Raw genomic sequence first — 13,570 nt, 5'->3', positions numbered from 1 at the left:
GCGCCCCCTGCGGCGGCTGGCCCCCGCCGCCTGGCTGGCAGCGCCCCTGCTGGCGGCGCTGCTGCTGCCGCTGGCTGTTGTCCCGCAGCGCGGGGACAACAGCCGCCGGCGCCCCCGGCTGTGCCGCAGGCCACGGCCGCTCCGGCGGCGCCGGAACCGGCTGCCGCAGAGGCGCCGCAGCCGGAGGTCTCCGTCTATTTGTCGCGGAGTGGACAAATAGAGACCCTGCCGCTGGAGGAATACGTCAGCGGCGTGCTGGCGGCCGAGATGCCGGCCGAATTTGAGCTCGAAGCGCTCAAGGCGCAGGCCGTAGCGGCCCGCACGTTCATTGCCCGCCGTCTGGCCGCCGGCGACCACAGCGGGGTACCCGTTCCCGAAGCGGATGTGAGCGATACGGTAAGCCATCAGGCTTACGTATCCCGGGCCGTGCTGGAACGGGACTGGGCGTCCGGCAGCAAGCGCGCCGGACTGGCGAAGATCCGCCGCGCGGTCCTGGAGACGCGCGGGACCATCATGACCTATCAGGGGCAGCCGATCACGGCTTCCTTCTTCGCCTCCAGCGGAGGTTATACCGAGAACTCCGAGGAGTATTGGAATGCTGCGGTTCCCTATCTGCGCAGTGTAGCCAGCCCGTGGGAGCTGCAGATCACCCCGAACCTGGCGGTAAGCTACACCTTCAGCAATTCGGAGCTGCGCAGCAAGCTGGGCCTTGGAACCAAGGACCTTCCGGCAGCAGCCAGTCTGGGAGCTTCGGGCAAGGCGCTGCCGGTCTCCTCTCAATCCTCCACCAGCTTGCCAGCGGAGGTACTGTCGCTGACAGCCGGCCACCGGATCAAACAGATCTCTATCGGTGGGAAGGTGTTTACCGGGCGGGAAGTGAGAGAGAAGCTGGGGCTGCGCTCGAGCCAGTTCACCTGGAAGCGCCAAGCGGGGAAGGTACAGATCACCACGTATGGCAACGGCCACGGTGTCGGTATGAGCCAGTGGGGGGCGAACGGGATGGCGAAGCAGGGGAAGACAGCCACGCAGATTCTCAAACACTACTACAGCGGGGTCTCTTTTACCGGAATCTCAACTCTTCTGAAAAAATAATCTGCAAGATACGTATAAAAGCGAAGCGCCCGGTAACACTGGTTACTGAGGTGATAACCATATGAATGAACAAGACAAAATCAAATCAACCCATGATGAATCTCTCAAAAACAAGCAGGGAGATTCAGGCGCCAAGCCTTCTTCATGGAGCAGACTGTTATCCAAACGGTGGGTATTCCCGGCAGTCTACACGGCGGCAGCGGCACTTATACTAACCTTGGTGTGGGTCTATCAGGATGCCGGCCAGAAGCCGCTGAATCCGGACAACGCCGCGGTAGTATCCCAAGGTGAGGCCGGTAGCAAAACCGGAGCCGCAAACGGTGATCCCGAAGCCCTGGAAGTTGTCGCATCAGCCGAAAGCCTGGTCTGGCCGGTAGCAAGCCCGAGTGAAGTGGAAGTGGTCAAACCGTACTACGATGAGAACGGCACGGAAGAGAATCATATTGCGGCGATGGTGCAGTACAACAATACCTTTGTCACCAACACCGGAATTGATATTGCCCGTGAGGACAACAAGACGTTTGATGTGAAGGCGGCGCTCAGCGGTGAAGTCACCAGAGTGGAAGATGTTGCTGTATTGGGTAAGGTAATCGAGATTACCTCTCCCGGCGATCTGAAGACGGTCTATCAGAGTCTGGGTGAAACCAAAGTGAAGCAGGGCGACGAAGTGAAGCAGGGCGATACGCTGGCAACAGCGGGACGCAATGAGATGGAGAAGGATCTGGGCAACCATGTGCACTTTGAAGTGCATGAGGACGGCAAGATTGTGAATCCTTCGGATCTGCTTCCGCAGCGCTAAGCCGAATAATCAGCAGGGGGCGGAAGCCTCCTGCTTTTTTTCTACTTGAAATGGACAGTCCGGCAGGTTCTATTCTGGGAATAGGGCTATGAAATGCAGTGAATTGGGTTGTCCGACAAATAAAATGAGCCTTCCTGAGCTTGTCATGTCCTGAAAGCGCGAATATATAGGCCCGCCCCTCATATAATGTACCAAACTATTCACAGTTGGGAGGCGGGAGCGTGCACGATTACATCAAGGAACGTACCATTAAAATCGGACGCTGCATCGTGGAAACCAGGCACACGGTCCGGACCATAGCCAAGGAATTTGGCGTTTCAAAAAGCACGGTGCATAAAGATTTAACCGAACGGCTGCCGGAAATCAATCCGGATCTGGCTGATCAGGTGAAGCACATTCTCGAATATCACAAGTCCATCCGTCATCTTCGGGGGGGAGAAGCCACAAAAATTAAATATAAGAAAACCACAGGTAAGAAGCGTGAGGTTGCCGTAGCCTCAAAGCCATGAGATTTTCGGATTTTCGCGCCATAATTCAGGTTTAGTCCATTGTACTCACCCCCTAAAGTATGGTATTTTTAAATTTGGTACAATCATCTTTTCTCATTTAAAATAACACTTTGGGGGCTCTTTCATTATGCTTAGCAAGGATATCGGAATCGATCTCGGCACAGCCAACGTGCTCATTCATGTCAAGGGAAGGGGAGTCGTTCTGGATGAACCTTCCGTAGTCACACTTGAAAGTGATACGAAGAGGGTCCTTGCGGTTGGTGAACAGGCACGCCGGATGGTCGGGCGGACACCTGGAAATATTACGACGATTCGTCCGCTCCGTGACGGGGTAATCGCCGACTTTGCCATTACGGAAATGATGCTCAAATACTTTATTGACAGCGTTGGCGGCCGGACCTGGTATTCGCGGCCCCGTATTTTGATTTGTGCTCCCACCAATATTACTTCTGTGGAAACGAAGTCCATCCGTGAGGCGGCAGAGCGCAGCGGGGCCAAAGAGGTCTTCATGGAGGAAGAGCCCAAAGCTGCAGCCATTGGCGCAGGAATGGACATTTATCAGCCTAGCGGAAATATGGTCGTCGATATTGGCGGCGGAACGACGGATGTAGCCGTATTGTCCATGGGCGACGTCGTTACCGCCTCTTCCATTAAGATCGCAGGGGACAAGTTCGACGATGCCATTTTAAGATATATTAAACAGAAATATAAGCTACTGATCGGTGAACGTACGGCGGAGGATATCAAAGTGACCATCGGCTCGGTACGTCCGGGCGGCATGAAGGCAGAGATGGATATCCGCGGGCGTGACATGGTGAGCGGTTTGCCCCAGACTCTTACCATTTCATCCAGCGAGGTGAAGGAAGCGCTGTGGGACCCGGTTTCGTCGATTGTGGCTGCGGCCAAGTCGGTGCTGGAGCGTACGCCTCCTGAGCTGTCGGCAGATATTATTGACCGTGGAGTTGTGTTGACCGGCGGAGGCGCCCTGCTTAACGGACTGGACGAGCTGCTCTCTGAACAGCTACATGTTCCGGTCTGGGTGGCTGAAGACCCGATGCACTGCGTAGTCAAGGGCACGGGAATTATGCTGGATCATTTGGACAAGGTGGTTAAGAAAAAGTTCTAGCCTGCCGATAATAAGGGAGAACAGCAGATTCCAGGAAGGGACTGACCTCATGCTCAGAGGATTATATACAGCCGCAGCAGGAATGGTGACGCAGCAGCGCAGACATGATACGGCGACGCAGAACTTGGTCAATTTAAATACTACGGGGTACAAGCAGGTAGACAGTGTCAGCCACGCTTTTCCCGAGGTGCTGGTCACCGCGATGAACGGGGGCGCTGCGAGACCCGTCGGACGGATCAACACCGGGGTTTTTGCCGAGCAGTCCGTCTCCCAATACCTGCAGGGCGACCTCATTGAGAGCGGAAAAAGCACAGATTTTGCGCTGTCCACCGACTTGCAGGTCGAGGACCCCGATAATCCTGGGACCAACCTTGCTTTTGACGGCTCGGGTAAATATATCAGTCCGGATGGCGAGGTTACTTACCGGCCCCAGGCGTTCTTTACAGTTCAGGATAATGAAGGCAATAATTTATATACACGTAACGGAAGCTTTACCGTTGCTCCTACAGGGGAAGTGCTTAGCTCGGGCGGATTCAGAGTGCTGGGCAGTAACGGCAATCCGCTGCGGTTGACAGGGCCCCAGGATAACCTTACAGTGGACGGGCAGGGCAATCTGATTAACAATGCTACCGGACAGCCTTCAGGCACCCGGATCGGAATCAGCGTCATCACAAGACCGCAGGAGCTGGTGCGTGATGGCAACGGGGTTTTCCATGCCGATGATGCGGAGGCCGCAGACATCCGCTTCTCTAATGGAACGGATAATCTGCAGGTACGGCAGGGTTACCTTGAGAACTCTAATGTGGATGCCACTCAGGTCACTGTGGATATGAACGCCGCTTACCGCGCTTATGAAGCGAATCAGAAAGTGATCCAGTTCTATGACAGCAGCCTGCAGAAGGCCGTGAATGAAGTCGGCCGGGTATAGCCGGGCTGCATGGACGATTACACTGATGGTGTAAGCCAGTTTCTTCTTATCAAGCTAGTAGGAGGTTAGACCTGTGAACAACTCGACAATCGGTGCTTCTGTCTCAATGGCCAGTCTGCAGCAGCGGCTGGATATTATTGCGGATAACATTGCCAATATGAATACCAATGGTTATAAGAGCAAGCAAGGCTCGTTCGAGGATGTGCTTACCCGTGTACAGCAGCAGTCCAAGGATTATAACCAGCCTGGGCGCAGCATGCCGCTGGGCTTCAATATCGGCTTTGGTGTGCGTGTGCCTACAGTGTCAAGTAATTGGGAGGAAGGCACGCTCCAGGAGACAGGGAAGCCTACGGACTTGGCGCTTCAAGGCAATGGATTGTTCGGCGTTCAGGTGAACGGTGAAACGGCATATACCCGCCAGGGGAATTTCCACTTCACCCCGGATACGGCCAATAAGGATAAGATGATTCTTGTGGACAATACCGGCAATCCTGTGCTGGGTGCTAACGGTACTCCGCTCAGCGTAGGGGCTAATGTAAGTGCTGCTATTGATGAGCGCGGGCAGGTGTGGACTAAGACGGATGAGAAACAGCCGCCTGTCCTGGCAGGCAGCTTAATGATAGTTGAGCCGCTCAGCAAGAATGCTTTGCAAGCTGTAGATGGTAATTTCTATGTATTGGCTGAGGGCGTGACAACGCAGCAGGCATTCGTGCCAAGAGCAGCGGGCGAAGCGAAGGATGTAGGCGTTCGCTCAGGCTATCTGGAATCCTCTAACGTGGATCTGAGCCGGGAAATGACGGAGATGATGCAGATTCAGCGTACGTATCAGCTTGCTGCCCGGGCGCTGTCCTCCAGTGACCAGATGCTGGGCCTGGCTAATAACATGCGCGCGTGAGGTGAAGGAATGAGTCGTGAGAAGGTTAAGACTGCACAGAAAGCAGAAGAGGAACAGCAGCAGCCGGTGAAGCGGCGCAGGATTAGGGCCTGGACCATTATCCAGTGGTTCCTGATTCCATTGCTGCTGGTTGCCGCGCTTGGAGGCGGGCTGGTCGTAGGGTATGTGATCCTCGGCAAAAAGGAACTAAGTGATGTGCTCCTGTGGAGCACGTGGAAGCATGTATATGATCTGGTGTTCGCACCTTAAAGCGTTATGGCATACCGATATCGGAGGCTCCCTTGTTGTGCAGGGGAGTTTTCTTTTTTATACTGAAAAATGTATAATGATGGCGTGCCCTAAGAGCGCCAAAAAGGGCCCTCTCCGCCATGCTGCCGCGTGCGGTGGAGAAAGCCCCTTATCTTAACCTCCACTGCTGCAGGTGGTGAAGGATAATTATAGTTTTTGCCGAAGCTGTCCATATTTATGCAGAGACGGCGGAGAATAAAACAAAAGTGCTGCTGTAGGCGGAGGTTCATAGACGCGGTTATAACCGAAGGGAGCTTTATAATCATGATGAATACCAATGAGATTCAAGAAATAATCCCCCACCGGCCCCCATTTCTGCTGGTGGACAGAATTACTGAAATAGAAATGGGCAAACGTGCGGTAGGCATCAAGAATGTTACAGTGAACGAGCCGTTTTTCGCCGGACACTTCCCTGGCTTCCCGGTGATGCCGGGTGTGCTGATTACGGAAGCCTTGGCTCAGGTGGGCGCTGTGGCTATTCTTGGCGTAGAAGCTAACCGGGGCAAAATCGGTTTTCTGGCCGGGCTTGACGGCTTCCGCTTCCGTGGACAGGTTGTTCCCGGCGATACCCTTGTGCTTGAGGTAGAGATTACCCGGCTTAAAGGCAGTATCGGCAAAGGACAAGCCACTGCCAAGGTGGACGGAAAGACGGTAGCTTCCGGCGAGATTATGTTCGCACTCAGCTAGTTTCTGTTATAAACTTATACATTATAGATGGAGAAGGAGAGATTGACATGACTGGATTAAGCCCGAAGGCGCAGGATACTCTGACACGCTGGCTGCAGGACCCTTCTGTCGACGAGAACACCAAAGAAGAGCTGAAGGCTCTTGCCGGTGAACCCAAGGAACTGGAAGAACGATTCTATAGAGATCTTGAATTTGGTACAGGCGGTTTGCGCGGAGTCATCGGAGCAGGCAGTAACCGGATGAACCGTTATACTGTCGGCCGGGCTACTCAGGGCTTCGCTGATTACATTCTGGGACAGCATACGGGAGAAGGCAGACCCTCGGTGGTTATTGCCCACGATTCCCGGCGCTTCTCGCCGGAATTCACGCTGGAGGCTGCGCTTGTACTCGCCGGCAACGGAATTGAGACCCACCTGTTCTCTTCCCTGCGCTCTACGCCGCAGTTGTCCTTTACCGTCCGTCATTTGAAGGCGTCTGGAGGCATTGTAATCACTGCCAGCCACAATCCGCCTGAATACAACGGATACAAGGTCTACAATGCCCAGGGCGGACAGCTGGTGCCGCATGAAGCGGAGAAGGTTATTGCTAATATTCTGAATGTGGACTCCTTCAACGGAGTGAAGCGCATGTCTCAGGAGGCTGCAGAGAGCGCAGGCCTGCTGCACTGGCTGGGGGCCGAAGAGGACGAGGCATTTACGGATACGGTTGCTGCGGTAAGTGTCAGCCGTGAAGAGATTGCCTCTTCGCTGGGCCGTGACTTCTCCATTGTCTATACTCCGCTGCACGGGACAGGCAATCTTCCGGTCCGCCGTGTACTGGAGAAGATCGGCTTCACTCAGGTACATGTAGTTCCTGAGCAAGAACAGCCGGATTCCGAATTCTCTACCGTGAAATCACCGAATCCGGAGGAACGTGAAGCCTTCACCCTGGCGATGAAGCTGGGCGAAGAGCTGAATGCGGATCTGCTGATCGGTACAGACCCGGATGCTGACCGTATGGGCGCTGTGGTTCGTGACAACGAAGGCAAATTTGTAGTGCTGTCCGGGAATCAGTCCGGCGCGCTCATGATTCATTATTACCTGAGCCGTTTACAGGAACAAGGGAAGCTGCCGGCTAACGGCGCTGTAGTCAAGACCATTGTAACCAGTGAGATGGGTGCTGCTGTAGCCAGCCATTATGGCGCTACAGTGTTCAACACTCTGACCGGGTTCAAATATATCGGGGAGAAGATGAACCAGTTCGAGCAGTCCGGCGAGTACACGTATCTGTTCGGATATGAAGAAAGCTACGGCTATCTGGCCGGCAACTATGCCCGTGACAAGGATGCAGTCCTTGCTGCAATGCTGATCGCTGAAGCAGGTGCCTATTACAAGGCCCAGGGCAAGACCCTGTACGATGTGCTGCAAGAGCTGTATGCACAGTTCGGATACTTCCTGGAGAGCCTGGAATCCCGCACGCTGAAGGGCAAGGATGGAGTGGCCCAGATTCAGGGGATCATGAATGACTGGCGGACCAGCCCGCCGCACGAAATCGCCGGGGCATCCGTAACACAGGTGCTGGACTACTCCCTGGGACTGGACGGTCTGCCTAAGGAGAACGTGCTGAAATATCTGCTGTCGGACGGCTCCTGGTTCTGCCTGCGCCCTTCCGGCACGGAACCGAAGATCAAAGTGTATTTTGCCGTGGTGGGTGAATCTCTGGACAACGCCAAGCACAAGGTTGCGGAATTGACCAGTCAGGTTATGGCACGGGTAGACGGGAAATAATAAGCAATAGATAACTTCCCTGCGGAAACGGAGCTGCTCCAGATGGACAGACCTCCGTTTCCGCTTCAATTTGCCGCTGGCAAGAGGGTCGGCGTCTGTAAGTAGCAATCAGCTTTAAAGTGAAAGAGGAGGTACTTTGGTGCAGCAGAAATGGCAACGCTGGAATATAGCATCACGCAAGTGGTTATGGATCATTATGGTGATAGGTCTGATCGGTGCGCTTCCGGTCGTATATGACCGTCTACAGACAGAGAAGTCTTCCAAAACGGTTGAGTTTGTCTTTGATTACCGCGATCTGGTTGAGGTTGCGAGCTACCGGGAGAACCCGCAGGATTATATCAACGAGCAGCTGGACCGGCTGAAGGCAGCGGGTGTTCAGAGTATGGCTATCTATGAGAATACATTGGAGGATTTCCGCAAGGCGCGCCGCCTGATGATCTGGGGAGCGTCTGATATCGCCAATCTTACCGATACTGTGATTCCGGAGAATGAGAACTATACATATGTCCTCTTTACCAGTGCGAAGAACAGTGAAATGCTCTCACCGGTTATCCGCGATGCCTTCAGCAGACTGGACATCCGGACGGAAGAATGGAACTACCGCGGCCAGCAGGGGCTGATCATCCAGACACCGCTGGAGGATGCAACGCTCAAGCCGCTGCAGCCGGACCCGATTACCCTGGAAATGCTGCACGGGAAGGGCTTCAGCATTGTGCCCCGGCTTGTAGACTCACTGGCATACAATCAGGATGCCGTGAAGAAGCTGCTGGACCGTTACGCCGAGCTTGGCGTCAAGCGGATTCTTTTTGAAGGAGAGTCTGTCAAAGGGTACTCCGATGATGCAGATACGGGCAGTCTGACCGTCTTCGCCGATCTCCTGAAGCAGCACGGGATGGGAATTGCGGCAATCGAGAATATTAAGGTTCAGCAGAAGGGCTTCTCCAAGCTGGCTTATATGCTGGATTACAACGTGACGCGCCTGTATTCACTCAGCGAGGCGGATTCCAGCCTGAAGACTGAAGTGATCGCAGACCGGTTCGCGCTGGGCACCAAAGACCGCAATATCCGCATGATCTATCTGAATACGATTCCCTCCAGAGACACCAAGAAGGCAGCTATCACAGATACGCTGGATAACCTGATTGAGAGTCTCAGCGGACCTGAGGGTGCGGTGGCTAAGATTGAGGCGAACGGCTTCAAGATTGGACAAGCTACAGCATTTGATGTGAGCGACTCCTCCTTCCAGCGTTACTTCAAGCTGATTGCGGTAATCGGAGCGGTGGCTATGGTTGCGCTGCTGTTCTCCTACTTCATTCCTTGGCTTACTCTGCCAGTATGGGTGCTTGGACTGGTTGGAAGTGCAGGTCTGCTGGTTCTGAAGCCGGCATTATTTGAACAGGCGCTTGCGCTTGCCGTAGCCATAAGTGCGCCTACCCTGGCTATAATACTGGCTATCCGCAAAATTAATGAGATGGGTCCGCCTTTGCGCGCCAATCCGTTAACCTTTGCCGTAATGAGCCCGCGCCGCCGTCTGACGCATAGTCTGGTCCTGTATGTCAAAACTGCGTTAATCACCTTCAGTGCGGTGCCTTTCGTCATTGCACTGCTGAACAATATCACCTATGCCCTGGTACTGGAACAGTTCCGCGGTGTGAGTCTGCTGCATTTGGCCCCGATCGGGCTTACCGCAATCTATGTGCTTTTGTACCGTGGGGATTTTGCCTTTAACAAGACAGGTAAGCTGCTGCGGACGCCGATTACACTCGCTATGGTCATTGCCGCCGGTGTGATCGGTATCGTGGGGATGTATTATTTGAGCCGGACCGGGAATGCCGGAAGTGTAAGTGCACCGGAGAAAATCCTGCGTGTCTTCCTGGAGAATACCGTTGGGGTAAGACCGCGTAACAAGGAATTCCTGCTGGCACATCCGCTCTTTATCCTCGGCGCATTCTTGGCCTATAAATACCGGAGCGCAGCCTTCATTATGATTATTGCTGTTATTGGGCAGTTATCTATGGTGGATACCTTTGCCCATATTCATTCGCCTGTGCTGATCTCGCTGATCCGCGGACTCCTGGGTCTTGGACTTGGCCTGATCATCGGTATTATCGCTGTTGGGGTATGGCAGATTGCGGAAGGATGTTGGAAACGATGGTCACCACTCCTCAAAAAATTGTAATCTCCGGCTTCTACGGCTTCCGCAACAGCGGAGACGAAGCCGTTCTGCAGTCGATTCTGAATGCTCTGCGCAAGCAGTCCCAGGCCGCCGGAATAACGCTTGCGCCTGTGGTCTTATCCATTGATCCGGAGTGGACGGCTGCCACGTACGGGGTGGAATCTGTACACCGGATGAAGCTGGGAGAGGTCCGCAGAGCCATATCAGAAAGTGCGGGCCTGATCAGCGGTGGCGGCAGCCTGCTTCAGGATGTTACAAGCAGCAAGACCATTCCGTATTACCTCGGTATTATCAAGCTGGCCCAGTGGATGGGGAAGCCGGTATTTATCTATTCCCAGGGAATCGGCCCGGTGAACCGCAAGCTGTTTCATCCGCTGATCAAATCCATTTTCCGGAAATGTGCCTATATCTCCGTGCGGGATGAACAGTCCCGCCTGTTGCTTCAGTCTATGGGGCTTAGTATTGATGAAGTAGAGGTAGTACCTGACCCGGTTATGGGTCTGGAGTTGCCTAAGGATATGCAGCCAGGAGTAGAAAAAGGGACGTTGATTGGGGATACGCCAGATCCTGGCCTGCAAGTTGTGCCCGCTACTGTAGGTGTCTCTGTCCGCTTCTGGGAGCAGTCCCGTAAGGAGCTGGACGCGTTGGCTGAAGGCCTTGTGAAGGCTTCTGCGGTCCAGCCGCTCCATGTACACTTTTTGCCCTTCCATCATTCTGCGGACAATGAGGCTTCCCGCTATGTAATGCAGAAGCTGGGCCGGAGTATAGAAGACAATGGAGGATCGGTAACGATCCGTGAGGATGCGCTTCATCCGCTGCAGATGCTGCGGGAGGTAAGCCAGTGCCAGGCGCTTATAGGCATGCGGCTGCACAGCCTTATCTATGCTGCGGGACAGCTTGTTCCGCTGATGGGCGTCTCTTATGATCCGAAGATTGATCATTTTCTTGAGCGGGTGGATTGTCAGCCGGTAGGCAAGACAGATACACTGGAGGCAGACAAGGTGGCTGCCGGGCTTCTGGAGCTGCTGAGCTCAGGGGAGCGCTGGAAGCAGGAGCGGGAGCCGCTGATTGCCGCGCTTACCCAAGAGGCAGAGGCGCCGGCCCGGCGAATTGTCCAATATTTCGGCCGTAAAGGATGAGTGACAAGTGAAAGCAGATAGCGCATTACCGACAGTACCCATTTTTGGTATACGAGTATCCAAGGCGGATATGAAGACCACCGTTTCCTATCTGACAGAGGCGGTTCATAAGCGTGAGCCTCATCAGGTAATTACTGCCAATCCGATTATGGTCATGGCGGCGCTGGAGAATCCGTCTTATATGGAGATTATGAAATCAGCAGAGCTGGTCGTCCCTGACGGAACCGGAGTGGTGTGGGCCGCGAATTATTGTCAGGAGCCTGTAGCTGAGCGTGTAGCGGGCTTTGATCTTTTACATGAATTATTGCACCAAGGCGAAAGCTATAACTGGAGAGTATATTTGCTCGGTTCAACCCCTGAGGTGATTCGCGAGACGGCTTCCCGGTTACAAACAAGATATCCCGGTATTGTCATCGCAGGATATCATGACGGGTATTTTGGTCCGGCAGAGGATGAACAAATTGTGAGCGGAATCCTTGAAGCGAAGCCTGACTTGCTCTTTGTTGCCAGAGGAGCGGACAGCCAGGAGCCATGGATCGCCAAATACAAAGCCCGGCTGCAGATCCCGGTGATGATGGGTGTCGGCGGGAGCTTTGATGTGATCTCCGGCAAGAGCCGCCGTGCCCCTGTGGCCTTCCAGAAATTAAGGGCAGAATGGTTATACCGGCTGCTCAAGGAACCTACACGTTACAAAAGAATGCTTGCGCTGCCGAAATTCGCAGTAAAAGTGGTACGAGAGAAAGATAAAGTCACAAAAGACCAGTAAAATGAGGAAATTTACTGAAAAAATCCGTGGTATCGCCTAAAAACAGTATTGGAATTTGTTTTTGGTTCAGCGTATAATTCAATGCGGTAGAGAAATGGAGGTCGACTTTTCACATGTTAATCATATACATCGCCGGATTCGTTGTGTGCATGGGGCTTGCACTGCTTTTGACGCCGTTCGTGAAGAAATTCGCCATTAAGATCGGTGCGACAGATGTGCCAAATGCCCGGAAAGTGCATACGAAGATCATGCCCCGCCTTGGCGGACTCGGCATATTTCTGGCGTTTGTGTTAGGCCTGCTTGCCGTATTACCGATTATTCCGTATGACTTCACTCCCCGGGAGGCTAATTTCATTAAAGCGCTGCTATGCGGCGGAGGCCTGATTGTGTTGATCGGCGGTCTGGATGACCGTTTTGAGCTATCAGCCAAAGTGAAGCTGCTGGGCCAGATTGCCGCTGCCTGTATTGTAGTTTTCGGGTTTGGCATCACGGTAGATTTCGTAAATATTCCTTTTCATAATAGCTATTCTTCCTTGGAGAGCTGGATTGCCATCCCTCTGACGATCTTCTGGATTGTCGGCGTCACGAACGCCGTGAACCTGATCGACGGGCTGGACGGGCTTGCAGCAGGCGTATCCGGTATTGCCATTGCTACGATTGCCGTCATGGCCTTCCTGATGGGGAACACCATGGTTGCCCTGCTCTGTCTGCTGCTTCTGGGCAGCATTCTGGGATTCCTGTTCTTCAACTTCCATCCCGCCAAAATCTTCATGGGAGATACGGGCTCGCTGTTCCTCGGCTTCTGCCTGGCACTGCTTGCACTCCTCGGCTTCAAACAGATTGCGGTGGTCTCATTCATCACACCACTCCTGATTATCGGAGTTCCGTTATCGGATACGTTCTTCGCCATCGTCCGGCGCAAGCTGCAGAAGAAGCCGATCTTCGCTCCGGACAAAGGCCATCTCCATCACTGCCTGCGTGAGCTGGGCTTCAGCCACCGCCAGACGGTACTGATTATCTACGGCATTGCCGCATTCTTCGGTATCCTGGCAGTCATCCAGACCTCCGCTTCGCTCTACGAAGCCAACTGGGTTACCTTCGTAGTCATCTGCGTCATGCTCTTCTTCCTGCAGATCGGCGCAGAGATCACCGGCGTCATCAGCAAGACCAAGCGCCCGGTGATTGATTTGTTTTTGCGGATGCGGATGAAGGTTGGGCAAGAGCGGGGCAGTAAGCTATAATTTCTTTTGAAGCTGAATACAATTCACAAATTGTTTCATTAAATATCCGTGCGTAACCTTCCATAAGGGTACGCCCTTTTTTTTGTCTTATTGCAGATCTGGATGCCGCTTACAGAAAAGTTGGGCGGAGTCCTTCATATTATGGGCTGCTGGACCGA

The 13,570-nt window shown here is 53.7% G+C and carries 13 protein-coding genes; all 13 read left to right on the top strand.

Translation table 11 applies throughout. The annotated features are described in order from the left end of the window. Nucleotides 1-120 precede the first annotated feature (120 nt). The 13 genes from spoIID to MKX51_RS28740 all read left to right on the top strand — a co-directional run bounded on the left by spoIID (nt 121) and on the right by MKX51_RS28740 (nt 13,412). A complete protein-coding gene (gene spoIID / locus MKX51_RS28800) occupies nt 121-1,092 on the top strand; it encodes a stage II sporulation protein D (protein ID WP_340994724.1) in 972 nt (323 codons plus the stop codon). A gap of 61 nt (nt 1,093-1,153) precedes the next feature. Beyond that, the gene (locus MKX51_RS28795) at nt 1,154-1,891 is read left to right on the top strand and encodes a M23 family metallopeptidase (RefSeq protein WP_340946550.1); all 738 of its coding nucleotides are present in this window, start codon (nt 1,154-1,156) and stop codon (nt 1,889-1,891) included. A gap of 221 nt (nt 1,892-2,112) precedes the next feature. Further along, entirely contained in the window at nt 2,113-2,400 is a 288-nt protein-coding gene (gene spoIIID / locus MKX51_RS28790) for a sporulation transcriptional regulator SpoIIID (protein ID WP_019915029.1), read from the top strand. 127 nt (nt 2,401-2,527) lie between these two features. Further along, nucleotides 2,528-3,526 (top strand): rod shape-determining protein, encoded by a 999-nt coding sequence (locus MKX51_RS28785; RefSeq protein ID WP_340994722.1) that lies wholly within the window; start codon nt 2,528-2,530, stop codon nt 3,524-3,526. Between the two features lie 49 nt (nt 3,527-3,575). Further along, on the top strand, nt 3,576-4,454 hold the full coding sequence (locus tag MKX51_RS28780; RefSeq protein WP_340946551.1) for a flagellar hook-basal body protein: 879 nt from the start codon (nt 3,576-3,578) through the stop codon (nt 4,452-4,454). Nucleotides 4,455-4,527: 73 nt separating this feature from the next. Next, nucleotides 4,528-5,349 carry a flagellar hook-basal body protein gene (locus MKX51_RS28775; RefSeq protein ID WP_340946553.1) on the top strand — a complete coding sequence of 274 codons (822 nt, stop codon included), beginning with the start codon at nt 4,528-4,530 and terminating at the stop codon, nt 5,347-5,349. Nucleotides 5,350-5,358: 9 nt separating this feature from the next. Then, on the top strand, nt 5,359-5,598 hold the full coding sequence (locus MKX51_RS28770; protein ID WP_036699259.1) for a DNA-directed RNA polymerase subunit beta: 240 nt from the start codon (nt 5,359-5,361) through the stop codon (nt 5,596-5,598). Between the two features lie 303 nt (nt 5,599-5,901). After that, nucleotides 5,902-6,324 carry a 3-hydroxyacyl-ACP dehydratase FabZ gene (gene fabZ / locus MKX51_RS28765; protein ID WP_339251866.1) on the top strand — a complete coding sequence of 141 codons (423 nt, stop codon included), beginning with the start codon at nt 5,902-5,904 and terminating at the stop codon, nt 6,322-6,324. Nucleotides 6,325-6,371: 47 nt separating this feature from the next. Beyond that, nucleotides 6,372-8,090, top strand: a complete 1,719-nt coding sequence (locus MKX51_RS28760) for a phospho-sugar mutase (RefSeq protein ID WP_340994720.1) — start codon at nt 6,372-6,374, stop codon at nt 8,088-8,090. 139 nt (nt 8,091-8,229) lie between these two features. Continuing rightward, on the top strand, nt 8,230-10,269 hold the full coding sequence (locus MKX51_RS28755) for a DUF5693 family protein (RefSeq protein WP_340946558.1): 2,040 nt from the start codon (nt 8,230-8,232) through the stop codon (nt 10,267-10,269). After that, complete coding sequence (gene csaB, locus MKX51_RS28750; protein ID WP_340994719.1) at nt 10,242-11,405, top strand: polysaccharide pyruvyl transferase CsaB; 1,164 nt, start codon at nt 10,242-10,244, stop codon at nt 11,403-11,405. The genes MKX51_RS28755 and csaB overlap by 28 nt, the downstream gene beginning before the upstream one ends. A gap of 70 nt (nt 11,406-11,475) precedes the next feature. Continuing rightward, nucleotides 11,476-12,171, top strand: coding sequence for a WecB/TagA/CpsF family glycosyltransferase (locus tag MKX51_RS28745; RefSeq protein ID WP_340994718.1), 696 nt, complete (start codon nt 11,476-11,478; stop codon nt 12,169-12,171). 113 nt (nt 12,172-12,284) lie between these two features. Continuing rightward, nucleotides 12,285-13,412, top strand: coding sequence for a glycosyltransferase family 4 protein (locus tag MKX51_RS28740; RefSeq protein WP_036721693.1), 1,128 nt, complete (start codon nt 12,285-12,287; stop codon nt 13,410-13,412). The last annotated feature ends 158 nt before the right edge of the window (nt 13,413-13,570 follow it).

This window comes from Paenibacillus sp. FSL M7-0420 (assembly GCF_038002345.1).
In the GTDB taxonomy this organism is placed as follows: Bacteria; Bacillota; Bacilli; order Paenibacillales; family Paenibacillaceae; genus Paenibacillus_AQ.
This window is presented reverse-complemented; position numbering and strand designations above follow the sequence as displayed.

Excerpts from the sequence above, each read along its gene's own strand:
- MKX51_RS28785 (WP_340994722.1), top strand. The coding sequence starts at position 2,528 with ATGCTTAGCAAGGATATCGGAATCGATCTCGGCACAGCCAACGTGCTC.
- csaB (WP_340994719.1), top strand. The coding sequence starts at position 10,242 with ATGGTCACCACTCCTCAAAAAATTGTAATCTCCGGCTTCTACGGCTTC.
- MKX51_RS28760 (WP_340994720.1), top strand. The coding sequence starts at position 6,372 with ATGACTGGATTAAGCCCGAAGGCGCAGGATACTCTGACACGCTGGCTG.
- MKX51_RS28745 (WP_340994718.1), top strand. The coding sequence starts at position 11,476 with ATGAAGACCACCGTTTCCTATCTGACAGAGGCGGTTCATAAGCGTGAG.
- MKX51_RS28740 (WP_036721693.1), top strand. The coding sequence starts at position 12,285 with ATGTTAATCATATACATCGCCGGATTCGTTGTGTGCATGGGGCTTGCA.
- fabZ (WP_339251866.1), top strand. The coding sequence starts at position 5,902 with ATGATGAATACCAATGAGATTCAAGAAATAATCCCCCACCGGCCCCCA.
- MKX51_RS28780 (WP_340946551.1), top strand. The coding sequence starts at position 3,576 with ATGCTCAGAGGATTATATACAGCCGCAGCAGGAATGGTGACGCAGCAG.
- MKX51_RS28770 (WP_036699259.1), top strand. The coding sequence starts at position 5,359 with ATGAGTCGTGAGAAGGTTAAGACTGCACAGAAAGCAGAAGAGGAACAG.
- MKX51_RS28795 (WP_340946550.1), top strand. The coding sequence starts at position 1,154 with ATGAATGAACAAGACAAAATCAAATCAACCCATGATGAATCTCTCAAA.